Source organism: Acidiphilium acidophilum (assembly GCF_033842475.1).
GTDB classification, from domain to species: Bacteria; Pseudomonadota; Alphaproteobacteria; order Acetobacterales; family Acetobacteraceae; genus Acidiphilium; species Acidiphilium acidophilum.
Genome location: NZ_JAWXYB010000013.1, coordinates 1 through 23,651, shown reverse-complemented (window position 1 = coordinate 23,651; position 23,651 = coordinate 1). Strand labels below are relative to the sequence as shown.

Sequence of the window (23,651 nt, the reverse complement as noted above, 5' to 3'; positions counted from 1 at the left end):
TGGGTTCCAGGGGGATTTTCCGACTTGGAAGCTAAAGCCCCGGAATCAGCCACCTTCTGCCCACCTCCCCGGCCTCGATCCTGTGGGTTCGGATGGGTCGTGCCCGGCAACGGATCGCGGAACACATAGGCGTTGCTCGTGCGAATCAGCCGTGACCGCAGCGCCATCACGCCAAACAGATCCTTCTCCCGGAACTGGACCCGCACCACCCGGTTCACCCAGGTCATAATCCCGGCCGCCTCCAGTGCCTTGATCGCCTCATACACCGTGTCCCGGCAGCACTGGGCACGCTGGGCGATCGCCTCGTAGCTCGGGAAAGCACCGACCGTCCCGGCTGTTGTGAAAGCCCCATAGCAGTGCCTCCAGCACCTCCAGATAGGCCCGCGTCAACGGCCCCCGGTGCTTGGCCTGGTTGCTTGTGCCGGGCCGACCAGGCCCGCGCATAGACCGTGATCCGCGCCTTCGCGTTGCGGTCCAGCGGGCGGCACCGCCCCTTGCCGAATACCTTCTCCCGGCGCCGGCTGTAGCGGTTGGGTAGAATCGCAATGGAACCCATCAAAATCTCCGTCAGGTTGCTCAGCAACCCGCCCGAAGCGGCCGGAAATCGGCACAAGTCCGCCCATCGCAAGATTTCACTTGCAAAAGACGGCGATTTGGGGGATTCTCGTGTTTACCAGACATGAGTTTCCCCGGCCTCAGCCGGTATGCACGGCCCGCCTCTTCGGCGGGTTTTGCTATTTCTGGGCTATAAATCTCCAGCCAGAAGGTTGATCCCGCACGACAACGCGAATCGCTGCCGTGGCCGCAAGGGCGAGCAGCGCGACTCGCAAGCGCCCCTTAAGCACTATCCATTTCGCAGCAACCGAACGCGATTGTCCAGAGATTTCAAATTTATCAGTGGAATTGTCGAATTTCACAATTGTAGGGCTATTGGCATTTTTTTTGCCAAAACTTGTTATGCGGCATTTTTACGCTATATGTCATTTTGACATTTTTTGCCATTGCGAGGTTTGGTGATGCGCCCAACAAATTTAACCGTTGCCCCTAGTGGGCGAATGATCATACCCGCCAGCATGCGGGCAAAACTCGGCTGTCAGAAAGGCGGTAACCTTCTCGCTAGGTTGGTAGACGACACCATTGTTCTCGAACCGATAGAGGCCGCCGTACACCGTGCCCAAGCCTTGGTAAGGCAGTATATTCCCAAAACGAAGGGAATTGTTGACGAACTGATCGCCGAGCGTCATGAGGCCGCGAAGAGTGAGTGAGGCCGTTCTCGATAGCTCCGCAGTTCTGGCGTTGCTCCTGGGAGAGCCTGGGGCCGAGCGAGTAAAACCAACGCTACCGGGGGCGTTCTTGTCGACTGTCAATTTCGCCGAAATTGTCACGAAACTCTGCGAACGCGGCATGCCGCAAGACCAGGCTAGACTCGCCATTGAAGCGATCGGGGTCGAAGTGGTCGATTTTGGAATTGATCAGGCTTGTATGACCGGCGAATTGCGCAACCGGACGCGATCAGCGGGGCTTTCGTTGGGAGACCGAGCCTGCCTTGCTCTTGCTCAACAACGGAATCTTCCAGCCATCACCGCCGATACAGCATGGAGTCAGCTCCCGGAGTTCAATGTTATCGTCATTCGCGGGCTGAAGGCTTAACTTTCGCTGGAGATCAGACAAAGCATCAAACCCACGTTTTTTGAGAAATCAAATTGTTAGGCGCTTGTGTAGGTTTTCTGTACCGCTGCTACTCAGACCCCAATTCGGCCCAGTTGGCCCAGTTAGCCGGTCGGCGCCGGAATGGCCACAATTTGGAACGTCTGATGAACACAGCCTCCGCAATTGATTGTTGCATTGAATAGTGGGAGGCTCTGCTCGTTGGGACTTCAGTCGGCGTATCGACCTTGACCTGCCGATGGCCGCATGACGAAGAAAACTTCCCCACTTCCGGGGCGCGCGCAAACGTTCGTTTATGCGCCATCCCAACCGCCCCAAGGAAAACAAGGCGATAGCCGTCGCAAAAAGCTGTTGCCAAATATAACCCAAAAGCAACAGAAAAATGCAGCATCTCCCACGCTGCTCGGCTATGCGCGCGTGTCCAAAGCTGAAGACCAGGATCCCGCCCCCCAGATCGAGGCCCTCGAAGCCGCCGGCTGCAAGCGCGTCTACGAGGAACGCGTCTCAGGCGGCCGCTGGGATCGTCCCGAACTCCATCGCCTACTCGACCGGCTCGGCCCCGGCGATGTCCTCACCGTCTGGAAACTCGACCGGCTGTCGCGCTCTCTCAAGGATCTGCTGCTCATCCTCGACAAGGTCGAGAAGGCCGGCGCCGGATTCCGATCGCTCACCGAAAACATAGACAGCACCACGGCTTCTGGCCGCATGATGATGCAGATGCTCGGCGCCTTCGCCGAATTCGAACGCGCCATGGTGCGCGAACGGACCCAGGCCGGCCTGCGCTCAGCACGAGCCCAGGGCCGTCGCGGCGGACGGCAACCCAAGCTCTCACCGCAGCAACAAGCCGAAGTGCGCGCCATGCTAATGGCAGGCCGCTCAGCCGCGGATGTCGCCCGGCTCTTCCGCGTTCATCGCGCAACAATCAGTCGTATCGTCAGCAATGCTGCGGTCGCCGCCCCGTGATCATCCAACAATGTTCACTAAACGTTCCAAATTGTGGCCATTCCGGCGGCGACCGGCTAACTGGGCCGTTTAAGCGACCGCCGCAAGTTCATAATCAACGTGCAATGCGTCATAGGGGAAGATCACTCCACCGGCCTCGTCCGGCCGCAACACGCCTGCGAGCAACAATGCCTGAACATCGCCATGGACCGCTTTCACATCCCGCCGGACCAACCGCGCAAGCCCCCTGATCGACATCGCTTCTTTTCCGGCCATTGCCTGCAAAAGTTCCTGTCGGCGTGGCGTAAGGGTCCGCCACATCAGATCAAGGTTCGGAAACGTGATGCGCGGCTCCTGCGCGACGCCGCGAAATGCGGCCGCCAGTCCCCTCCGTGCCTCGTCCAGACTGCCGACACTGATCGTCACCGTGCGTCTTGCTGCTTCAACCACGCTTCGACATCCTTCCAAAAATCGGCCTCTAACTGGTCAAGTCCACAAAAATTATAAGGCGCTTCCACCGGGCCGATATGCTTATGATCCCCCTTCCCGGCTTCATTGTCGTATCGAAGCGTGCAAACGCCGTTCGATATCAGGGCCAACCGGTATTTGAATGGGTGGCTGCTTGCCCGCACCGGTTCGGGCACACGCCACACAACCATTTCGATGAACGCGGTGTCAGATAACGGCCGCCGGTAGTCGAAGATCGGAACCGCCCTCACCATGTTGTCCACAATACCAACACATTGGATCGTTGTCTAGATAGACAACACCACACTCTTGCTCTCCCTGAATAGCTGCGCGCGGCGCCTGACCGTAGCATCGTGTCGGAAACCGCCGTCTCGGTCGCTACCGATAGAAAAACGAGCCGGTTTCAAGTTCACGGCACCACGCCATCACGTCCGGCTCGTCATCCTTGGCTGGCGCTCTGCAACAGCCGATCCACGGATCGGCATTGTCTCCTGACCGCTCCGCATTCCCCAGCTGTTTCTGCAGCAATCACTCACTTGGCGTCGCGACCACCCGCCGCAGCCAGGCGACCAGCGGCTCAAAGCTGAAGCCGTCCGCTTCATATAGACTGACGATAAAATTGTAAGTTTCGTCTGGATCGGCCTGCATCCCAGCGCCATTGATAACCAGGAAGGTATAGGTGACAGCAAAGGCCGTGCGCTTATTGCCATCGATGAACGGATGATTCTGCGCCAGGCTCTCCCACAACGCGGCAGCCTCGTCGATCAGATCGGCATAATATCCCGTCTGCGGGCGATACAGGGCCGCCTCCAGCTGACCAGGATCACGCACGCCATGGGCGCCGCCGTAGCGCTCGATTTGATCCGCATGGATAGCCAGAACCTCGATGACGGTCAGGTAATCCGTCATTCAGCGAGCTTTTTATAGAGCGGTCCAAATTTTTCGTGGCTCGCCTGATAGGCGGCCATCACGTTGGCGCGGGGCCGGCCCTGCTTGCGCTTTTCAATCAGGTCAGCCAGCGCCTCATCCACCAGCGCCTGCAACTGCCGCCCCTCGCTTTGGGCGAGGTGGCGCACGGCAGAGAGAATCCCAGAATTCACCTGGGTCGCAAATTTTTCACGGGTTTGGGCAGCCATGACACATCTCCAATCTTGCCTTGATGTATCATGATTAGTCTTGATGCATCAAGAAACTGCATGGCTTTCGTTTCCTCAATATCCCTTGAGGACACGCAGATCATACGGGCCACCTGACGATCCAAATTTCCCGGCGCTTTGGTTGATAGCGACGCAGGGGCGATTGCCCGGTTCGCAATAGGTGATCTTGTCCAGCATGCCCTTTTTCACCCAGGCCTTGTGATTGGCCTGCAACATGGCGATTTCGCCCCGCAGCTGGCTGACCGTGGTGCGGTCCCACCAGACCACGACCGTGCTGCTCAGCCAACCGAACAGCATCAGCCCGACGGTCAGCGCCACGATCCACCCCAACAGCCGCCAGCTCGCCCAGGCCACGATCCGCCGCAGCGCCTCCTCCGCAACCGCCATGCCGCCCGCCAGCCCGGCCAGATCCTCCAGCATCGGCTTGGTTGCTTTGCGCACCGTCTCAACGCCATCCTTGCCCACCTGCTCCAGCGCCGTTGTCACCGCGGCGCTGATCGCCTCGCGCACCCGCTCTTCGAGACCCGAAGCTTCCGCCGCCAGTTTCTGCCGCTCCTGCGCCAGCGCCGCCCGCTCCTCCGCCAGGCCGTTCAGCGCCCGCTGCACCACCGCCTGCTGCCGCTCGGCGATCTCCATCAGCCCGTAGAGCCGCTCTTCCGCCTCGCTCACATCGACATCCCACGATCCCGCGACAGGGATCTTTCCTGCTGCTTCCGGGCGGCCGCCCGCTCGGCTTCAAGCGCCAGATGGCCGCGCATCTGCTCTTCCGCACCGTCAATCAGCCGGCCAATGGCCCGCCCGGCATCCGGCGCCGCCAGCACCTGCGCGAGTGCCGATCCCTCCCTGATCCCAAAGTCACGGCCCCACGTCCGCAGCCGCTGCGCCGCTTCGGCATGACGATCCAGTGTCCGCGCAAACCCCTGCAACGCCGCCCGCGCCTCGCCGACCACAGCCGGATCAGCCTCCAGCCCCGGCAACGCCTTGTTGTATGTCTCCGATAGCCGCGTCCACTCCCGCACCAGACCATGCGCTTCCTTGTAGCGCGCCACCTCGACCGCCTGCTGCTGCCGGTGCGCCTCGAACCGCGCCCGAAACCCGGCACGCCCCGCCTCGATCTCGCGCGCCGCCACCACCTCCCGCGGCCGCGCCTCGACCCCCCGCCGCCCGGCATAGGCCGTCCGGTCGTAATCCAGCGTGGTTTCCTTGGCCCGGGATCGGGACAGCCGCGCCGACAGCGCCGCCACGTTGCTGAATTCCTCCCGATCGGCATACAGCGTCACCGCCTCCCGGTGCCGGGTCATCGCCACATAGGTCAGGTGACGGTCCATCGTCCCAGAGGCCAGCACATAGGTCCGGTCAACCGTCGCGCCCTGGGCCTTGTGAATGGTGGTGGCATACCCGTGATCCACCGCCGCGTAATCCACCATCGAGACCGATACGGCCCGCCCCCGCCCCGGACCGGAGAGAGAATCCAGCCGAACCCCAATCCGGCCATCCTCGGCCCGCTCCACCGTGCCCAGCATCCCGTTCTTCACCCCAAGCTCGCGGTTGTTCTCCCGGAACAGCAGCCGGTCCCCGGGCGCAAACGCCCGCTCGCCCTCGCTCGTCCGGTAGATGAACTCACCACCCACTTCCCCGCGCCCCAGGTCGCCCCGCGCCTGCCGAACCGCCCGGATCGCCTCGTTCAACTCCGCGACGTCCGCCCGCCGATGCGCCAGCACCAGCCGCGACCCACCCAGCCGCGCTTCCATGTCCGCCAGCACATCGCGCACGAGCGCCGCCCGCGCCTGCCCGCCTGTCTCTTCCAGCCGCACCGCGCCCCGCTCCGCATAGGCCGCCAGCCCCGCCTCTGTCCGGTACCGCCCAAAATCCACCGACGCCGCCCGCTGCCAGCCCTCACGCTGCCGGCGCACCCCCTCCAGCTCGACATACCCCACCCGCTCGGCAATCGCCCGGAACGCCGCCCCCGGACCGATCGGCTGCAACTGCTCGGGATCCCCCACCAGCACAAGTTTCGCACCGGTCCGGTCCGCCTCGGTGATGAACCGCGACAGCTGTTTCGAGCCGACCATGCCGGCCTCGTCGATTACGAATACGTCGCGCGGCCCAAGCTGGTCGAACCCACGTTCCCAGCCCCGCTCCCACGAGGCCAGCGTGCGCGCGGCGATGCCAGCCGACTCCTCCAGCCCTTCGGCCGCCTTGCCCGCCAGCGCCGCACCATGCACCCGGTAGCCTTGGGCCTCCCACGCCTCCCGCGCCGCCGCCAGCATCGTGCTCTTGCCCGCACCCGCCAGACCCACCACCGCAGAGATGCGCTCCGGCCCGCACACATGCTCAATGGCGACACGCTGTTCGTCGGCCAGGAAGGACCGCGCGCTGATCGCCGCCTCCACACGCCGGCCGGCAACACCGAAACCGCGCCTTTCGGCCATGCGATCCGCGCTGATCGCCATGTCCCTCTCGATGCCAACCATTTCCCTGGTCGAATAGCGGGCCTGCTCGATCACGCGCCCGCGCTCGTCGCGTTGCTCGGCCCGCAATTCCACCAGGGCCGGCGACGTCATCACTTTCACAAAAGCCGCCTGGAATGCATCGGCATCGCCGATATAGCGGTGCAGCACGCGCGCCACATCGTGACGATCAAACACGCTCTTCTCGCCTGTGATGAGCGTCAACACCTGTTCGGGCTTTTCGCGGATCAGCGCCGCATTGCGTTTCGCCGCCTCCTCGTCCAGCCGGACCCGTGACACCGGTTTGCCGCGCCGCTCCATTTGCGTCGCATGCACCCCGACATGCTGGGTCGGCTCGATCTCCAGCCCGCATTCCTGATGCGAACGGTGATCGATCCTTATATCCAGGCCAGCCCGTGCCAGATGATCGTTCGTCCTTTGCTCCCAGCCGATCCGGATATCCCGTAGCTGCTCATGCGACGTCGGAAACCCAAGCGCCACTAGCTTCTTGTTCTCCAGTTCCAACGCGCTCTTATCTCTCAACCCATCTGGCCCAACCTGCCGCGTCGTCATCAGGATATGCGCGTGGTGATTCCGTATATCGGTGTGGCCATGCGGCGAGTGGATCGCAAAATCCACCGCAATCCCGTACTGCCTGGCCAACGCCTGGCTGAACTCTCGTGTCAACGCCAACCGCTGCTCCTCCGATAGCTCGTGCGGCAAGGCAACCTCGATCTCGCGGGCAACCCGTGCGTCTTTTCGTTTCTCCGATGCTTCGGCTGCATTCCACAATGCCGATCGGTCCCGCGCCCATTCCGGACCAGAACCAAGAACCACGCTGCCATCAGAACCCATCGTGTCACCGGGCAACACGATTTCAGGATGCTCAACCCCGGAACGCCCGGTAAAGTTGTGCATCATGCCATCGCGCAGGTTCTCCAGCCGATCGCCAGCACGATACGCCGCAGCGGCAACTGCGCTGCGGCCGGATGCCCGGCTGATCGGTTTCATACTCAGATGATAGATCGACATGCCGCCTCTACCCTATCAGGCACCGAGTTGCGGAGCAACTCGTAAGTGCGCACTTACCTACACTTCGCTCGCTAAATGGTGGAGCAGACCGGCACATCCGGTTCAAACCATGGTCCTGTTTGACGTGCAGCATGGTCGACGTATCTTGCGGCAACCACATCGATCATGAGGATAGACAGATCATGGCTCGCAAACCAATCGAACAACAGATCGCCCAGCTCGAAGCCCGTGCCAAAGCTCTCAAGGCACGTATGGCAAAGCAGGATCGTGCCAAAGACACCAGGCGCAAAATCCTGCTCGGTGCCCTGGTGCTTCACCGCCTCGAACAGAGTGGCGATGGCGAGTTCTCCAAACGCCTCGGCGACTGGCTCCGGCGCGAACTGCCAGGCTTCCTGACGCGCGAAGAGGATAAAGCCCTGTTCGACGATCTGCTGAACACCAAAGCCGATCGGCCCTCACCGATGACGGCAACTGAACCAGCGCAACCAGAAACTTTAGTCTGACGTTCCAAGGGGTCGGTTGCTTGGGTTTGGTCCAGAACGGCCAAGCGCCTTCTTTATCCCTTAGCCGCTTGTGCGGTGGTTCCATTGTCCATGTCAGTTGTCCGCCAGAGCGAGCGCAGCGCGGGAGCGCCGCAGGCCGCCGCGTAGCGGCGTCTGGCGGTGGTATTACGTTCCAGCTTCCGACGTTTCATCTCCATCGTCGGGAGGCACATCGGGAGCATTATCGAAACTGTGGAGAGCTTCCGAGAGATTGTCCCGCGAGCCAGCGAACAGTGCCGGCCAGTCATCAGGCGGATTGCCGCTCGCCAACATGCGCGCAAAAACCGCATAGGGGTCGGTCCCGGCGCCGGCCTTGCGCAGCGTATTCCGATCATTGACCCAGGCATAAACAATCACCTGAGCTTGAGAGTCGGCTCGAAAGAACAGCCGGAATCGATTGCCGCCGAACTTTGCCCGGAACCAGTGCCGTCGTTCCTTACCCAGCGTATTGCCCTGCCGAAACTCCGGCGACAGCGGGGCACGGGGAATTCGGTCCAGGAGCAAGGCTCGTAGCGCCGCCAGAAGGCGAGCATCAGCCTTGCCTCGCCATCCCTCGGGGTCGGATCGCCTGGCCCGCTCCACGCTCGCCAGGAGCCGCTCTAGCTGATCCATAAACAAGGGGTGGGCATAAAGGTGCCAGCCGTGCCGCTCTAGCACCTGACGCGCGCCTACAGCGTTACCTCGCCCTCGATTGGGTCATCCGGGTCGACCTTCCCTATTTCGCCCCCCAGAGCCTCTAGGCGAGCCACCAGAGCGGGTGTGATGGCGCGGACGGCATCAGCGGGCCGGACAGCAAGATCGGCCGCCAAGAGGCTCAGGAAGGGCAACAGCGCCGGGTCTTTGTTTTCGTCTTCCGACATCAAGGCATGAATGGTGACACTGCCGTCTTCCACCCGGAAGGCAATACGGCCGCCATAACCAACTCCAAGTGCTTGCCGTACAGCCTTCGGCACTGTCGTCTGTCCTTTGGCCGTGATGGTGCAAATTTCCTCGACCACTGGCATGTGCCGCCTCCTAAATACCTGTGACTATAGGTAATGCATTTACATTACTTTTTCAATAGCCCTTTGCTCAACTTGCCCGCGGCAAGATCCATGAATGGAATGCCCTTTCTCTCGACTTTTCGTTGCCCAGGTGCTCGCGCAAGTTACCCACAGAAACGGGCTGCCAACTACAGGCAAGAATCTATAGGAGAACGTATAGGATTTAGGGGGGGGGCGATTATCACCGCTAAACCCCGATTCGGGGGGGGGCGATTATCACCGCTGGGGGGGGGCGATTATCACTGGATAAGCGGCTGAATCAACAGGCTTTTCCACAAGCTCTACGTCCTGCTATTGAAGGCGCTGCGGCGGGCGGTAGGGAACTGCCGAGGCGGATGGATGGAGCACGACTCCCCCGTCGATCACGTCCACCTTGGCAGCGGGATAGACGGTCATCGCGTGGAGCAAGGCAGGCCGGAATTCCTTCTTGAAATCCTTGTCGGCATCTTTGCCTCGGTATTCCTGGCCGAATTGGTCACGGAGTTGATGCCAGAACAGCCGCACCGGCTTGCCCTGTATGCGCCATAGGCGTGCGGCCAAGTATAGGTAAACATCCATTGCCAAGGAGGACCCCCGCAACGCCCATAGCGCCCGCACGTCGTGCGGGATCGGATGCTCGATCAAGGTTGCATAGAAATCCGTGCCGAGCGTCAGCATTGACGGCCATAAGGTGCGCTGTCCTTCGGCGTCCGCCAGCCATGCCTCAAACTGCTTGATTGGCTCGCCCTTAAAGGTCCGGGCCTTCCCGCCAGCATTGAAGCCCAACGTAAGATGGCAAGCCGCCAAAGCCGACACCTGCTTGCGGAACATGCGATAGGACTGCCCGCTTTTCTCGATACCCAACAGCCGCAGCGCTTCATTCACGCTGTCGCCAAAGGGAATTTCCGCCGTGCGATGCCGAACGGCATAGGTCGTCATGTAGGACAACGCCAGGCGCGGAATCGGGCCATAGGGAATAGGCTGCTGCATCATGTCCCGGCCATTGAACACCTCACCGGCACGAACAACCAGGATCGCCGAGCCACTGCGCCGCTCGAACCGTTCGCCCTTCACCACTGATCGCGGCAATCCGATCTGGCAGAGGATCGAGTGCATGAATGCGATGTCGTCTCCGGTCGGAAGGGCATCGGTAATTTCGACGGCCGCGTTGATGAGCTTTTCCGTGTAACGGGAGGATAGGCGCGGTGCGGCCTGTCTCCCCTCCCCTTCCGGCGCTTCGTTCTTCGGCAGCCTTTTCCTGGCCATACATTTCCTCAAATGATTAGTTGATTATTCACTTAATTGCTCGGATGTGTGGACAGCTCACGGTCCACCAGTTCACGCAGAATGTCCGTGACACTCTTGCCCGATCGCGCGGCTAGGATTTTCAGGCCAACATGCTTTTCCCGATCCAAGTCGAAGTTGACCCGCACCGTAGGGGTTTTATCTGCCAGGTCCGCAAGGTTGGTCGCCTTCTTGGCGCTGCTGGGTCTGCCGGCTCGAAGTGTTGAATTACTCATATCTACTTTTTCCTCAATTACTCATTTGAGTTTCTGAGTGATTTCATAAACCAGCGCCCTAACTTCACGGGCGGCGTCGCCATCTGGCTCGGTATCTAGGACCGTGGTTCCCACGGCGGCTGTGCCGGGGTAACTGACCCGCTGTGTGATACGGGCATCGAGAACGGGCAGCCCATAGTCAACCAAAGCACCCGTGACGTCGGCTCCGATTTTGGTGCCCTTGATTGCACGCGAAACGACGAAGGCAGCTTGCAGCTTCCCGTCCGTGACCTCGATACGCTGCTTGACCAGTTCCACCAGCTCGGCAGTCGCCCAAATGTCATAAGGAGAGGGCTGCACCGGGATCAGGATAAAGGTGGCTGCCTTGATTGCTGACACCGCCAGATCGGCCGCCTGTGGCGCTCCATCAATGATGACGAAATCCTTGCGGGCAATACTTTTTAGGTCGCGGTCGATGGTCGGGCGGTCTATGCCGACTACCGGCACCGGCTGGTCCTCGCGCACGGCAGCCCAATCACGAGCGCTGCCTTGAGGGTCGGAATCAACCAGCAGCACATCGGCACCGCCTATCTGTAGGGCGCGCGCCAAGTGCGTAGCGATGGTGGTTTTTCCGGCCCCCCCTTTTTGGTTCAGAACTGCGATAACGTGCATACGGTCCGCCTCATGTGGGGTATGTGCGTTTGAGCATATAACCCACAAGCTCATTTAAGTAAATGCTCAATAGAGCATTTATGTATTTATCCAGCACGGGCAGACGGAGCCTCTAATGCTCGGTAGAGCGTGGCCCGATGGACCCCCAGCAAGCGGGCAACCTCGGCCACGGGCTTGCCTTCCCCCTTGATGAGCTGGCGGGCATGGGCGATCTGCTCGGCCGCGAGGGACGGGCGGGGACCAAAACGCACGCCGCGCGCTTTGGCCGCGATCCGGCCGGCGCTGGTGCGCTCCACGATCAGGGACCGCTCGAAGTCGGCTATGCCGGCGAACACGGTCAGAACCATGCGCCCGGCCGGCGTTGTGGTGTCGGCCCAAGGTTCGGCCAGGGAACGCAAGCCCGCGCCGGCCTCCTTGATGCGCTCAGCGATCTCCAACAGGTCACGGGTGGAGCGGGCCAGGCGATCCAGGCGTGTGACTGTCACCACATCGCCGGCACGCAGATGGTCGAGCAGCCGCCCCAGTTCGGGCCGGTCACGCTTCGCGCCGCTAACCTTTTCCTCGAAAATCCGAGTGCATCTGGCTTCGCACAGCGTGGCCCGCTGATGTGCGAGGTCCTGACCTTGGGTGGACACACGGGCGTAGCCGATCAGCGGACCGGCGGGAGGCTTCTTGGGCATGGGTTCACCTGTCGCAAATCATGTCGCAAGCATTCTACTACTCGCGACAACGATATGCGACAAGAAATACCCAGGCAGGCAGGGGCTTTGCGGGGCAGGGGCGAGATGTCGCGGATTTCACAAATTACGCGACACCGCAAAATTCAGCGCTGTAGGGCCGGGTGCCACCGGAACGCCTCGGCTGTTGGAGTAATTGACAACGCGCTGATTTGTTGGCACATACTCCAACATGGAAGCCGAATTGCTGTTCCGAAAACGCGAAGGTCTATCGGAAACGGCATTCATCGAAATGGTGATCTGGTGGGTGCCCGCCCCTGTGCGTGGCAGCGCGCACAGCTTTAAATACCGCCTGGCCTTGGTATCGGAAGACATCTGCGTCCTGCGCTACGACAATGAGGCCGGCAAAAGCGACCACAAGCATGTCGGGAAACGCGAGATGACGTACCATTTTATTGATCTGGCCACCCTGCAAGCTGATTTCTGGAAGGACGTGGCAACGTGGAGGGCAGGACAATGCGAACCGTAACGCTCGGTGTATCCTCGATCGAGGACACCCAACGCCAGATGGCCGCCGCCTTTCGTGGCGAACAGGTGGGCGAGTTCATCAGCTTCGGGACAGTCGAACTGCTATGGAAGGTGCTTACCGCCAAGCGATGGGACATCCTGCAAGCGATGACCGGACATGGCGAAATGACCATCCGCGAAGTGGCCCGCCAGGTCGATCGAGACGTGAAGGCCGTGCATGGCGATGTGCAAGCCTTGTTAACCGCCGGGGTGCTCGATCGGACAGACAGTGGACGCGTGGCCTTTCCCTACGATGCGGTGCATGTGGACTTTACGCTGCACAAGGCAGCGTGACGGACAAAGGCTCCAGCGATATGTCCCGTTCGAGACGGAAAAATCCAGGCTGTGGTTGGACCACCGCGGCAAGTGACAAGTTGTTCAAGCAGCGTGAGCATCGCCGCGAGCGAGCTGCCGTGCGGGATACCGATCTGACCTACAACGAGCCGCCGGTAAGCCGAGCGTTCGGAAATCCGTGGCTCAGCGAGAAGGATGGCAAGCAGTGGTTCGATCCTAAACGCCATCCCAAGGAAATGCGAAAGTGAACAATAGACCTCTGGCAAGCCTATGCTTGGCCACTGCGGAATAAGATTCCAGCCGGCGCCTGCTTGGCAAGCTCGATGCTTCGGCAGGTAGGTCTGTCCCGGGCATATCTTACGGGAACTGTAAGCCATTGATTCACCCGAGCAAGTCTGCTTTTCGAAAGTCTTGCCTTGTTGTTGTGTTGACAATGATAACACACATGAGTTACACTTCTCGGCATGAAAGCCCAACCATCCCTCGCCGAGGTTAACATCCATCTGCGGGCTCGCGCACAGGATAAGAGCCTCATCGACCAGGCTGCCGAACTGGTGGGCACCAATCGCTCTCAGTTCATGATGGCTTCGGCGCTCAAGGAGGCAAAAAACATCCTTCTCGATCAATCCACCCTCTACGCCGACGCCAAAGCCTTTCAGAAGGTGATGGATTGGATGGACGCGCCGGCGACCCACTCGGAAACTGCCGGGATGAAGCGTATCCTGCAGGCCAAAGTGCCGTGGCAAAGTGCCTGAGATACTGCCCGCCTTTGATTCAGGCGAGCCGATCCTTGACGATTGGTTACGGCACCGTGCCCTGGACAATTTCCGCGCGGCGGCAAGCCGGACCTATGTAGTTTGCCCGGTCGGGTCACAGAAAATCGTTGGCTACTTTGCCCTGAGCATGGGCCAGATCCTCGCACACGAAGTCATCGGCTCCATGCGCCAGAATATGCCCAAAACTATCCCCACCGTTGTCTTGGGACGGCTGGCAATCGATAGTCCGTGGCAGGGCAGGGGACTAGGCCGCGCGATGCTGGCCGACGTTATTGACCGGGCGCTACGTGCCTCCGCCGAGGTGTCGGCCCGGTTCGTGATCGTCCACGCCATCTCCCCGGCGGCCGAAGCCTTCTACCTACACCACGGTTTCGCCCGACTGCCGGTCGAGGCACCCACGTTCGCGCTTGACCTCGTCAAATATCAGAAAATCGTAACATCGAACTGATTCTCTGGAAATATCTGATTTTGCAAGATTGCTTATGACGGTAGTCCGTTCCAACCAATCGCCCATTGACAAAATTGTCAATGTCCGTCTTCTCAAATGTAAGAGATTGTGTCAGGATTACATGAGTGCTGAATAATCAACGGGTTGCCGTCGTGCTGCCCGCCTACAATGCGGCGCAGACACTTGCACGGACAATCAGTGAGATTGATCGGTCTATTGTCGACGACCTTATCCTGACCGATGATGCGAGCGTCGACGGCACGGTGCAGGTGGCCGAGTTGCTTGGCCTACACACGATCATGCATACTGAAAACCGCGGATACGGCGCTAACCAAAAGACCTGCTACGCGGCTGCACTGGCGCGCGGGGCAGATATAGTAGTGATGCTTCACCCGGACTATCAGTATTCGCCACGCTTGGTGCCCGCTATGGCGTCGATGATCGCCTCCGGGCACTACGACGCCGTGATGGCGTCGCGTATTCTCGGACGCGGCGCCCTCGCAGGCGGAATGCCTGCCTGGAAATATGTCGCAAACCGCGGACTTACCGCGGTCGAAAACCTGTTACTCGGCCAGAAATTCTCGGAATATCATTCGGGCTACCGGGCTTGGTCGCGCCGCGTGCTGGAACATTTGGCGCTCGATCGCTGTTCGGACGATTTCGTATTCGATAATCAGATGATCGCGCAAGCGCTTGCCGCCAGTTTCAGATTCGGCGAGATTTCCTGCCCGACGCGCTATTTTAAGGAGGCTTCCTCAATCAATTTCCGACGCTCGGTAACCTATGGCTTCGGCGTGCTCGGGACAGCGATACACTACCGACTCGACCGGGCTGGTCTGCATCGCTGGGACCTGCTCCGCGGGAAAGAGCAGTGAACCTGTTGGAAGTGCTGCGCGATCGCCGGTTGGTGCTGATCGCAGCCGGGTTCGCGGTACTCGGAGTTGCGTTCCTGGGCAGCTTAATCGGCACAGCAGATGTTGCCCGGACGGCGATTCACACGATCGACACGATGCGCCGGTTCGGGCCGCTGGGCTGGATAGGGTTCGTCCTGCTCCAGGCGATGGTGGCGATGGTAGGTTTTCTGCCAGCTTCGCTGCTTGGTCTTGCCGCAGGGGCGATCTACGGTGTCGCGCTCGGGTTCAGCCTAGCGACGGCCGGCGTAATGCTGGGGGCGCTCGGCACGTTCGGACTGGCACGGTCGATGCTGCGTGGCGCGATCGTGCGACTGATTGCCAGGCGTGCCGGGTTCCGGCGAATTGACTCCGCACTCGCTGCCGATGGCTTTCGCCTTGTGCTGCTGATGCGAATCTCGCCGATCATGCCGTTTTCGCTGACATCCTTTGCCCTCGGCCTGTCAGGCGTGGAGCTGCGGGCCTATCTCTCCGGCACTGTCGCCTCGTTGCCGGCCCTGCTGCTTTATGTCGTGCTGGGATCGCTCGGGGCACACAGCTTCGCCGCGATACACCACGGCTCGCGTGATCTTACCCTCGCTTTAATTGGACTCGGTATTTTGGCTACTGGCCTCCTGACGGCGCGGATCGGTCATCTGATCGCGCGGGCGCTGCGCGTCGATCCGCACTCGGTAAACGATGCGACTACCAATATCGGGTTTAGCCGCGACTGACATCCAACGTCCGCTAGCTGGGTCTTACAGGAGACGCGATGTTCATCTCATATGCTCAAAATTTCGAAGATGTGATTTTATGGCGCGCCCTTAGACATGTCGAAAATGGATTTTATGTCGATGTAGGGGCACAGGATCCCATTGTGGATTCCGTTACATTGGCTTTTTATGAGCGTGGATGGAGAGGTATTCATATCGAGCCATCAGATACCTATGCTCAAAAATTACGCATCGCCCGGCCGGACGAAACGGTTCTCGATGTTGCAATCGGTGGTTATGATGGACAGACCACGTTCCACGAGATACCTGAGACAGGACTTAGGGAACCTCTGAGCAGCGGAATTTTTTACGATGGGATTTGTTGTGCGAGCGGTGATCGGCCGGCAACGGCTGTGGTGGGCCGACTGACGCCTCGAATTCGTGGCAATTTTGGGCTTTTCGGCGGCTTCCAGATCCCTTTTTCGGGATTCTGGACAGACTCGCCCCCGAACCTCAACCCGCCGGTGTGATCACCCGCCGTGCAATGTAGAGGTTCACCAGCGCAAACTGGCTGAACAGGTGCTGCTCATTCTTGAACAACCCACGATACCGCACCTTCGTGTAACCGAACTGGCGCTTGAGAACCCGGAACGGATGCTCGACCGCCGAACGCAGCCCTGCCATCAGCCGGTTCAGCCGCTTCTGCTCAGGCGTCGTGTCGCACCCTTTCGCCCGCTTGAATGGCACAAACCAGCGCGGGCCAGCCTCGTCCTCTTCGCGCACACGGTCCGGCTCGCGCGTTTTGTCGGCGTAGCCGCGGTCACCATGCGCCGTTTGCTCGTCGCCGTGCAGCAATGTCTCCGCCATGCTGTAGTCCGACACCTTACCGGTCGTGACCTCCAGCGTATGCACCAGGCCGTGCGCCGTATCGACGCCGATATGCGCTTTCATGCCGAAATGCCACTGGTTGCCCTTCTTGCTCGACGTCATCTCCGGGTCGCGTTGGCGGGCTTGGTTCTTCGTCGAGGGCGGGGCGGCAATCAGGGTTGCGTCCACGATGGTGCCTTCGCGCAAGATCAGACCTTGGTCCGTCAATAGCGAGACAACCTCCTGGAACAGGCTCTCGGCCAATTGGTGTGCCTCCAACAAATGGCGGAAGTTCAGGATCGTCGTCTCGTCCGGCATGCGGCTCTCGCCCGCGTCCAGTCCCGCAAAGCGGCGCAGCGCGGGGATATCGTGCAGCGCTTCCTCCATCCCAGGGTCCGAATATCCATACCAATGCTGCAGCAAGTGGATCCGCAGCATCGTGCTCAACCGATAGGGCTTGCGCCCTCGCCCGGCGAGCGGATAGTGCGGTTCGATCAGCGCCGCCAGCCGCCGCCACGGCACCACGCGTTCCATCTCCGCCAAAAACGCGTCCCGGCGCGTGACCTTCCGCTGTTTCCGGAAACCGTCATACTCAGCAAAACTGGTCTGCATCCGAAGTCATCCTCTCTGTCAAAGACAGGGAATCATATCCGAAGCGTATCGTAAAGGACTTTTTCAGAGTTTCCTTAGCACTGTGTCTAGTTCTATAGCTCAGAAACACACGAAAAACGGCTTCGTGTCTACTGAACGTAACGTCAAGTGCATGACCCTTGCAACCATTTTCAAAAAATACTCAAAGCCTGATATCCATTTTTTGAAAATTGACGTTGAGGGTCATGAGGAACAGGTCGTTTGTGGTAATATTTGGGACTTATATCGCCCCTGGGTTCTTGTCATAGAAGCCACCGAGCCGACAACACAGATTGAATCATACTCAGCATGGGAGAATGTGCTTTTAGATGCAAATTATCGATTCGTATATTCGGACGGACTCAATCGATACTATCTCGCGCACGAACGGCAGGAATTGGCAGCGGCATTTAAAGCGCCCCCTAATACGTTCGATGGGTTCATTACCTATCAACACTTCAAAGCCGAAGACCGTGCCGCCCAAGCCGAAGACCGTGCCGCCCAAGCCGAAGACCGTGCCGCCCAAGCCGAAGACCGTGCCGCCCAAGCCGAAGACCGTGCCGCCCAAGCCGAAGACCGTGCCGCCCAAGCCGAAGACCGTGCCGCCCAAGCCGAAGACCGTGCCACTAGAATAGGATATTCAAATAGACGCTTAGAGGAATATTCCAGGCAGCAAGAAGAACGTTCCCATATTTCACTATCGCAGTTGTCCAGTGCACAGCAACAAATAAACAACGCATTGGCTCTATCCGAAATGATGACCAAAAGTCTATCATGGCGGCTTACCAGTCCTCTACGGCATTTTAATCCTCAGCATCAGATCGCACCCTTTATCAAACGAGCATTTCGGCAAAGCAACGCTCAAGAGCGTAATTTGCAGCAGGCAGGCGCCACCGATTCTGTGCCTGTTACGCCCAACGCCATACCGTCACAGTATATACCAGTGCAGATTGGCAATCTTGAGGTGTCATATGAATCAGCCGCACTCTGCGATCGGCGCGGAATTGGCCGCGTTAGCCACGCAATTCTGAATCATCTAGAACGAGCAGGTACACTAAGTAGCCTAGATAATTCCGGGTCTTTGTCATCTGTCGGCCATAGGAAGGTTTTCTTTTTTTCTACTGTGCACTGGGCTCCAGAACCGTTACCACAACCTTCTGTTTTGATGATCCATGATATAATCCCGTTACTTTTTCCAGAAATTTTTCCTGATGAAATTGTTGCTGATTGGCGCGGTCGTTTTTTACGTATAGCAGAGCAGGCATCTTGTATTGTAACTATCAGTGATAGCAGTGCCGCCGATATAAGCCGCCATTTGCGTGTATCTAAAGATAAAATACGTGTAATATATAATGGTGTTACTTCATTCTCCGAAACTATAAAACCAAAAACTCCTATACCATCTTCACATTATATAGTGTATCTTGGTTCTTACGATCACCATAAGAACCTCGATGTCGTATTGAAGGCAATGTTACGGCCTGAATTGAGCCATATTTCTCTTGCATTGATTGGCGAGAATTCTGCATCTGATCCTATAGTTAAGGAATTTGGCCTTTCTTCCAGGGTGTATTTTTTCGGACATATTCCTGATGGGCAAATTGGATACATTCTTAAAAATGCACTGGCTTTAGTATTCCCATCAATTTATGAAGGTTTCGGCTTACCTCCTCTTGAGGCCGCATTACTCGGGACTCCTTCGATCTGTAGTCGGCGCCCAGCGATGACCGAAGTTCTTAAGGACGCTGCACTATTCGCCGATCCACATAGACCAGAAGAATGGTCTGCACATATCGCCAACCTTGCAGAAGATGCCAAATTTCGAAAAGACCTCAGTATAAAAGCACAAGCACGAGCTGAAACGTTTACATGGGACGCAACAATCAAACGTCTTGTTAAGATATTGCAGGACGTTTCTATTCCATCTTAATTGGGACCGGTGTGTATAGAAATAATAATATTTTGTACCGCAACGGACAGGGCGAGGGTAATATGCAGAAAAATTCTCTGCGTTGGACATATGTTTTTTCAATATTTTTTCTTATTTTATTATCACTTTTCTATTTTCATATTTTTTTGTTTTATCCGAAAGATTCTGATGATGCGAATGCCTTATTGATCGGTCAAAATCTATTTTCAGGTAATTGGTATTTAAGCGGCTGGTGGATAGCTCCAGATAATTTCATAACATCCGATGAGATTGTCTATGGTGCACTCCTAAAGATATTCGGTTTTCGTCCCGCCATTTTAGCTGCCGTACCCGCCATTCTTTGGGCGCTCTTATTGCTGCTATCTGGTTGGCTAGCATTAAATCGAAGAGGCTACACCTCTGCGTGGCGCTTACTACCAGTAGCTATAATACTCGGATTTCCAATGCTGCCAAGCAACGCCGTCCTTGGCGCGATTACACAGTCACCGGCACATGTTGGTACAATGTGTTACGTGGTTGCCATTTTTCTAGTTGCCGACCGATTAGTTGAATGTACAACGATACGCTGGTGGTATGTCATTTTTCTAGTTGTTTTGACAGGACTCGCTACATCTGGCGATCCATTAGCAGATTTCGTCGGTACCGCACCTGTCATCGTCGGCGTACTCATTACAAGTCAAGGCTCCAGACAAGTTAGATTGTCAATTTTTTTATCTGTATGTTTAGGTTCATTGATAGGTTACGAAGCAATTCGGATTAATATGGCCTTTGGTGGCTTTTCGGCGGGCGCGATCCCGATGGTGTTTGCCAATGCGTCGGAATTCACGAAGAATTTTTCCCTGACAATTCAAAGTATCTTAATGATTTTTGGCGCTGACTTTCTAGGGATGCCATTGAAGGATGCCTTACCAACATTGCTACGGTTTTTTATTGTTTTATACGTTGCATACGTAGTATTATTTTTGCTTCATAAATCGATGAAAAAATTAATTGGAGATGACAACAAAGAATATTCAATAGATTTTGTTGATATTATTTTGTCTTCTGGTATAATATTAAATATTTTATCAGCATTATTTAGCACTTCTCTTATAGACATTCATTCTGGACGGTATTTTAGTATTTACTCACCCCCTATCATGCTGACTGCATGACTGGTTCGCCTGCCAGTGCGGCCTTGAGTGCGGCGAGAGCTGACCGACCGTGCAATCGTCCGGTGGCAATGATGCTGGCGGCTGCTGCATAGACCTTGGCCCCCCATTCAGCGCGGAAGCCGCCGGTGACTTTTCGGAAAATCACGGACGGTCGAAGGGCACGCTCACACGCGTTGTTCGTGTAGGGCACGTCGCGCCTTGTGACGAAGCGGAAAAGGTCAGCTCGATCGCGTCGCATGGCCCGAAACAGCCGGCGCGCCGCTGGACGCTCTGGCATCGGCCCGGACAGGAGCCGATCCAACCGCTTTTCGAGGTCACGATGGTGGTTTGCCAGGGTTGTGTCCTTCAATTCGCCGCGTCGTTTGCCGATTGCCACAGCCCGGAGCAACAACCATCGAAAGCCTGGTGCAAAGCCGTCGTCACCGTCCTCGATCGCATATTTCGCATCACGCAGGAGATGGGCGAGGCAAATTTGCCGAACGGCGCCATGCCCGTTCTGGCCACCGTAGCGATCTGCGACCCAGACTTCCGGCTGTGCGCCATTCAGGAAATCGGCAACCACGGAGGCGGCACGGGTATCGGCGATCACATGGCAGATGGCCGTGGATCCCAGCAACACCCACTGCCACCAGTTGCTGCCGCCAACCCGCGCCGAGGTTTCGTCTGATCCGATCACGGGCGATTCTCGCACGGCCTGCGCGATCGGCTCTGCCGCTGCCATAAGGGGTGCTTCGGCGCGCGCGAGGATATTCGCGATGGCGCCTTCGCTGATCGTCACGCCGAAGACTTCGTCCATCATGATGACAAGACGCTCGAAACTGATCGCCTGGGTGATGTGCAGATGGATGATCAGAGCACAAAGCTCTGGCCCGAACGGTGATCCCGGCGGAAAGCCTTCAGGGTGGGGGGCACCAACATGCCGGCCGCAGCACGGACAATCCCCATGATAGCGGTTGATCCGGGTGATGATCGGCTTGATCGGCGGCAGGTCGATATGGTCGTAGGCGTGGACCTCGGGCTGGTCAGCCGCACCGAGTGCGTGGGCGCAGTGGGGGCAGGCGGTCAGCCGCGCATCGATGATACGATCCGGGTTTTCGGCCAACGCGCGCGCAACACCGGGATGGCTATGGCGGCGCTTCTTCCGCTCTTTCGGCAGGTCGGGTTTCTGACCCTTTGATGGTGGCAGGCTGGAATTATCGGGGGTTTTCGGGGGTACGTTGAGTTTGGCTTCCAGCTCACGCACTCGCGCCGATAACCTCGCAACTTCGGCCATCAGGCGATCGATCTGAGCCTGTTGGGCCAACACCAGGTCGACCAGAGACTCCTTGGAAAAGGTCAGAAGAGTTTCGCGTTTCACGAGGATGGTGAATCGAACCCGCCGTGACCGTGTCAAGAAAAATTTTCAGACCCCGATCCCGATCCGATTAGCCGGGGGGTGAGCAAATACGTATTTTATTCCGACATTCGTGTTCGGAGCGATACTTTTATCTAGAAAAAATAAACTATCACAAAAAATTATTTTTTTATATGTTTCCGTTTTTATTTTCTCATGTCTTACTTTTGTGCGTGTCTATGAATATTCCAAGCCAATATTAGTATCTTCCAAAATTTCATTTTTGGCTGGAAAATTGGAGAAGCTCGGGATACATAACGGATATGGGCCGTATTGGGCGTCTTCCATCATCACGGTCTGGACCAGAGAACATGTGCGAGTTCGAGCGCTTGTTCAGATGAGTAATAAACAGCTCATCCCATACCGATGGCAAGCGAAGCGGAGTTGGTATCCACGACATCTAGCGTTAGCCAAGCCTTTTTTTGTTATATCCATGTCTGGGCCAAGTTCACCGATCTCTCAAGACTCCGTGATTAAGACGTTTGGTAAACCTTGTTTTTTTCGTGTCGCCGATGACTATAAGATCAATATATATGGAACCTGCACCAAGTAGGCCCAGTTAGCCGGTCGCCGCCGGAATGGCCACAATTTGGAACGTCTAGTGAACATTGTTGGATGATCACGGGGCGGCGACCGCAGCATTGCTGACGATACGACTGATTGTTGCGCGATGAACGCGGAAGAGCCGGGCGACATCCGCGGCTGAGCGGCCTGCCATTAGCATGGCGCGCACTTCGGCTTGTTGCTGCGGTGAGAGCTTGGGTTGCCGTCCGCCGCGACGGCCCTGGGCTCGTGCTGAGCGCAGGCCGGCCTGGGTCCGTTCACGCACCATGGCGCGTTCGAATTCGGCGAAGGCGCCGAGCATCTGCATCATCATGCGGCCAGAAGCCGTGGTGCTGTCTATGTTTTCGGTGAGCGATCGGAATCCGGCGCCGGCCTTCTCGACCTTGTCGAGGATGAGCAGCAGATCCTTGAGAGAGCGCGACAGCCGGTCGAGTTTCCAGACGGTGAGGACATCGCCGGGGCCGAGCCGGTCGAGTAGGCGATGGAGTTCGGGACGATCCCAGCGGCCGCCTGAGACGCGTTCCTCGTAGACGCGCTTGCAGCCGGCGGCTTCGAGGGCCTCGATCTGGGGGGCGGGATCCTGGTCTTCAGCTTTGGACACGCGCGCATAGCCGAGCAGCGTGGGAGATGCTGCATTTTTCTGTTGCTTTTGGGTTATATTTGGCAACAGCTTTTTGCGACGGCTATCGCCTTGTTTTCCTTGGGGCGGTTGGGATGGCGCATAAACGAACGTTTGCGCGCGCCCCGGAAGTGGGGAAGTTTTCTTCGTCATGCGGCCATCGGCAGGTCAAGGTCGATACGCCGACTGAAGTCCCAACGAGCAGAGCCTCCCACTATTCAATGCAACAATCAATTGCGGAGGCTGTGTTCATCAGACGTTCCAAATTGTGGCCATTCCGGCGCCGACCGGCTAACTGGGCCTAGATATGGTCGGGATCGCGACGCCGGCTACTGGTTGCAGGTTTTCCAGAATGTCGGGATCGACTGCAACCAGTAGAATGTCTAAAGTTTTGCAAAACGCTTATGACAGTACACCGTTCCAACCAGCCGCACGACCCGACACACGGTCGATCCAACATTATCTGGGCCATCGCAACATCGAGCACACCACTCGATACACTGAATTGAAGCCCGACCGCTTCAGGGCCTTTTGGTCCGACTGAACGTCAGCGATCCCGGCCATAACAGCTGCTGGCTGCCGAAATCGTCGGCAGACGGAATTTTCGGCGGTTTGGGCTTATAACCCCGGATAGGGCGGGTTCGGTGCTTATAGAAAGTCTGATAGAATCTTGATTT

Annotated in this window: 30 protein-coding genes; 14 read left to right on the top strand and 16 right to left on the bottom strand. The window is 57.8% G+C overall.

Features of this window, described 5'->3' with window-relative positions; genetic code table 11:
* The coding region (locus SIL87_RS02475) for a hypothetical protein (RefSeq protein WP_319612687.1) at positions 1 to 266 on the bottom strand (266 nt) is incomplete at its 3' end.
* 750 nt (positions 267 to 1,016) lie between these two features.
* Here SIL87_RS02475 and SIL87_RS20125 point away from each other — a divergent pair.
* The 3 genes from SIL87_RS20125 (at position 1,017) to SIL87_RS02465 (ending at position 2,631) form a co-directional block, all read left to right on the top strand.
* The gene (locus tag SIL87_RS20125; RefSeq protein ID WP_405055204.1) at positions 1,017 to 1,265 is read left to right on the top strand and encodes an AbrB/MazE/SpoVT family DNA-binding domain-containing protein; all 249 of its coding nucleotides are present in this window, start codon (positions 1,017 to 1,019) and stop codon (positions 1,263 to 1,265) included.
* Positions 1,258 to 1,650 (top strand): type II toxin-antitoxin system VapC family toxin, encoded by a 393-nt coding sequence (locus SIL87_RS02470; RefSeq protein WP_319612686.1) that lies wholly within the window; start codon positions 1,258 to 1,260, stop codon positions 1,648 to 1,650. Before SIL87_RS20125 ends, SIL87_RS02470 begins: the two co-directional genes overlap by 8 nt.
* A 369-nt stretch (positions 1,651 to 2,019) precedes the next feature.
* Positions 2,020 to 2,631, top strand: a complete 612-nt coding sequence (locus SIL87_RS02465; protein WP_319612688.1) for a recombinase family protein — start codon at positions 2,020 to 2,022, stop codon at positions 2,629 to 2,631.
* 69 nt (positions 2,632 to 2,700) lie between these two features.
* Here SIL87_RS02465 and SIL87_RS02460 read toward each other — a convergent pair whose 3' ends face one another.
* The 6 genes from SIL87_RS02460 to traA form a co-directional block, all read right to left on the bottom strand.
* Entirely contained in the window at positions 2,701 to 3,060 is a 360-nt protein-coding gene (locus tag SIL87_RS02460; protein ID WP_319612685.1) for an HVO_A0114 family putative DNA-binding protein, read from the bottom strand.
* A complete protein-coding gene (locus SIL87_RS02455) occupies positions 3,033 to 3,332 on the bottom strand; it encodes a toxin-antitoxin system TumE family protein (protein ID WP_319612689.1) in 300 nt (99 codons plus the stop codon). Before SIL87_RS02455 ends, SIL87_RS02460 begins: the two co-directional genes overlap by 28 nt.
* Positions 3,333 to 3,606: 274 nt before the next feature.
* Complete coding sequence (locus tag SIL87_RS02450) at positions 3,607 to 3,987, bottom strand: type II toxin-antitoxin system death-on-curing family toxin (RefSeq protein ID WP_319612684.1); 381 nt, start codon at positions 3,985 to 3,987, stop codon at positions 3,607 to 3,609.
* Positions 3,984 to 4,214, bottom strand: a complete 231-nt coding sequence (locus SIL87_RS02445; protein ID WP_319612683.1) for a hypothetical protein — start codon at positions 4,212 to 4,214, stop codon at positions 3,984 to 3,986. Before SIL87_RS02445 ends, SIL87_RS02450 begins: the two co-directional genes overlap by 4 nt.
* A 75-nt stretch (positions 4,215 to 4,289) precedes the next feature.
* Positions 4,290 to 4,904: a hypothetical protein gene (locus SIL87_RS02440; RefSeq protein WP_319612682.1), complete on the bottom strand. Its 615-nt coding sequence runs from the start codon at positions 4,902 to 4,904 to the stop codon at positions 4,290 to 4,292.
* Positions 4,901 to 7,717, bottom strand: a complete 2,817-nt coding sequence (gene traA / locus SIL87_RS02435) for a Ti-type conjugative transfer relaxase TraA (protein ID WP_319612681.1) — start codon at positions 7,715 to 7,717, stop codon at positions 4,901 to 4,903. Before traA ends, SIL87_RS02440 begins: the two co-directional genes overlap by 4 nt.
* Positions 7,718 to 7,899: 182 nt before the next feature.
* Here traA and SIL87_RS02430 point away from each other — a divergent pair, with 182 nt between their 5' ends.
* Entirely contained in the window at positions 7,900 to 8,220 is a 321-nt protein-coding gene (locus SIL87_RS02430; protein WP_319612680.1) for a mobilization protein, read from the top strand.
* A 165-nt stretch (positions 8,221 to 8,385) separates the two neighbouring features.
* Here the strand turns inward: SIL87_RS02430 and SIL87_RS02425 are convergent, their stop codons facing one another.
* The 6 genes from SIL87_RS02425 to SIL87_RS02400 all read right to left on the bottom strand — a co-directional run bounded on the left by SIL87_RS02425 (position 8,386) and on the right by SIL87_RS02400 (position 12,132).
* Positions 8,386 to 8,916, bottom strand: coding sequence for a type II toxin-antitoxin system YhaV family toxin (locus tag SIL87_RS02425; RefSeq protein ID WP_319612679.1), 531 nt, complete (start codon positions 8,914 to 8,916; stop codon positions 8,386 to 8,388).
* 11 nt (positions 8,917 to 8,927) lie between these two features.
* Complete coding sequence (locus SIL87_RS02420; protein WP_319612678.1) at positions 8,928 to 9,263, bottom strand: type II toxin-antitoxin system PrlF family antitoxin; 336 nt, start codon at positions 9,261 to 9,263, stop codon at positions 8,928 to 8,930.
* A 330-nt stretch (positions 9,264 to 9,593) separates the two neighbouring features.
* On the bottom strand, positions 9,594 to 10,547 hold the full coding sequence (locus SIL87_RS02415; RefSeq protein WP_319612677.1) for a replication protein RepA: 954 nt from the start codon (positions 10,545 to 10,547) through the stop codon (positions 9,594 to 9,596).
* A 32-nt stretch (positions 10,548 to 10,579) separates the two neighbouring features.
* On the bottom strand, positions 10,580 to 10,801 hold the full coding sequence (locus tag SIL87_RS02410; RefSeq protein WP_319612676.1) for a plasmid partition protein ParG: 222 nt from the start codon (positions 10,799 to 10,801) through the stop codon (positions 10,580 to 10,582).
* A gap of 21 nt (positions 10,802 to 10,822) precedes the next feature.
* Positions 10,823 to 11,452 carry a ParA family partition ATPase gene (gene parA / locus SIL87_RS02405; RefSeq protein ID WP_319612675.1) on the bottom strand — a complete coding sequence of 210 codons (630 nt, stop codon included), beginning with the start codon at positions 11,450 to 11,452 and terminating at the stop codon, positions 10,823 to 10,825.
* Positions 11,453 to 11,538: 86 nt separating this feature from the next.
* Positions 11,539 to 12,132 carry a recombinase family protein gene (locus SIL87_RS02400; protein WP_319612674.1) on the bottom strand — a complete coding sequence of 198 codons (594 nt, stop codon included), beginning with the start codon at positions 12,130 to 12,132 and terminating at the stop codon, positions 11,539 to 11,541.
* 229 nt (positions 12,133 to 12,361) lie between these two features.
* On the opposite strand from SIL87_RS02400, the gene SIL87_RS02395 reads away from it, so the two are divergent.
* The 8 genes from SIL87_RS02395 (at position 12,362) to SIL87_RS02360 (ending at position 16,347) form a co-directional block, all read left to right on the top strand.
* Positions 12,362 to 12,658: a toxin-antitoxin system TumE family protein gene (locus SIL87_RS02395; RefSeq protein WP_319612673.1), complete on the top strand. Its 297-nt coding sequence runs from the start codon at positions 12,362 to 12,364 to the stop codon at positions 12,656 to 12,658.
* Positions 12,646 to 12,990, top strand: a complete 345-nt coding sequence (locus SIL87_RS02390; RefSeq protein ID WP_319612672.1) for an HVO_A0114 family putative DNA-binding protein — start codon at positions 12,646 to 12,648, stop codon at positions 12,988 to 12,990. The genes SIL87_RS02395 and SIL87_RS02390 overlap by 13 nt, the downstream gene beginning before the upstream one ends.
* Positions 12,987 to 13,238 (top strand): hypothetical protein, encoded by a 252-nt coding sequence (locus tag SIL87_RS02385; protein WP_319612671.1) that lies wholly within the window; start codon positions 12,987 to 12,989, stop codon positions 13,236 to 13,238. The genes SIL87_RS02390 and SIL87_RS02385 overlap by 4 nt, the downstream gene beginning before the upstream one ends.
* 216 nt (positions 13,239 to 13,454) lie before the next feature.
* Positions 13,455 to 13,745 (top strand): type II toxin-antitoxin system TacA family antitoxin, encoded by a 291-nt coding sequence (locus tag SIL87_RS02380; protein ID WP_319612670.1) that lies wholly within the window; start codon positions 13,455 to 13,457, stop codon positions 13,743 to 13,745.
* Entirely contained in the window at positions 13,738 to 14,214 is a 477-nt protein-coding gene (locus SIL87_RS02375; protein WP_319612669.1) for a GNAT family N-acetyltransferase, read from the top strand. The genes SIL87_RS02380 and SIL87_RS02375 overlap by 8 nt, the downstream gene beginning before the upstream one ends.
* Positions 14,215 to 14,339: 125 nt before the next feature.
* Positions 14,340 to 15,089, top strand: a complete 750-nt coding sequence (locus SIL87_RS02370) for a glycosyltransferase family 2 protein (RefSeq protein WP_319612668.1) — start codon at positions 14,340 to 14,342, stop codon at positions 15,087 to 15,089.
* On the top strand, positions 15,086 to 15,838 hold the full coding sequence (locus tag SIL87_RS02365; protein ID WP_319612667.1) for a TVP38/TMEM64 family protein: 753 nt from the start codon (positions 15,086 to 15,088) through the stop codon (positions 15,836 to 15,838). Before SIL87_RS02370 ends, SIL87_RS02365 begins: the two co-directional genes overlap by 4 nt.
* Positions 15,839 to 15,876: 38 nt before the next feature.
* Positions 15,877 to 16,347 (top strand): FkbM family methyltransferase, encoded by a 471-nt coding sequence (locus tag SIL87_RS02360; protein ID WP_319612666.1) that lies wholly within the window; start codon positions 15,877 to 15,879, stop codon positions 16,345 to 16,347.
* Here SIL87_RS02360 and SIL87_RS02355 read toward each other — a convergent pair.
* The gene (locus SIL87_RS02355) at positions 16,331 to 17,296 is read right to left on the bottom strand and encodes an IS5 family transposase (RefSeq protein ID WP_319612665.1); all 966 of its coding nucleotides are present in this window, start codon (positions 17,294 to 17,296) and stop codon (positions 16,331 to 16,333) included. The genes SIL87_RS02360 and SIL87_RS02355 overlap by 17 nt on opposite strands.
* On the opposite strand from SIL87_RS02355, the gene SIL87_RS02350 reads away from it, so the two are divergent.
* On the top strand, positions 17,244 to 19,244 hold the full coding sequence (locus SIL87_RS02350; RefSeq protein WP_319612664.1) for a glycosyltransferase: 2,001 nt from the start codon (positions 17,244 to 17,246) through the stop codon (positions 19,242 to 19,244). The genes SIL87_RS02355 and SIL87_RS02350 overlap by 53 nt on opposite strands.
* 62 nt (positions 19,245 to 19,306) lie before the next feature.
* Positions 19,307 to 20,398 carry a hypothetical protein gene (locus SIL87_RS02345; protein ID WP_319612663.1) on the top strand — a complete coding sequence of 364 codons (1,092 nt, stop codon included), beginning with the start codon at positions 19,307 to 19,309 and terminating at the stop codon, positions 20,396 to 20,398.
* Here SIL87_RS02345 and tnpC read toward each other — a convergent pair.
* Complete coding sequence (gene tnpC, locus SIL87_RS02340) at positions 20,382 to 21,755, bottom strand: IS66 family transposase (RefSeq protein WP_319612662.1); 1,374 nt, start codon at positions 21,753 to 21,755, stop codon at positions 20,382 to 20,384. The genes SIL87_RS02345 and tnpC overlap by 17 nt on opposite strands.
* A 655-nt stretch (positions 21,756 to 22,410) precedes the next feature.
* The gene (locus SIL87_RS02335; protein ID WP_319612688.1) at positions 22,411 to 23,022 is read right to left on the bottom strand and encodes a recombinase family protein; all 612 of its coding nucleotides are present in this window, start codon (positions 23,020 to 23,022) and stop codon (positions 22,411 to 22,413) included.
* Positions 23,023 to 23,651 lie beyond the last annotated feature (629 nt).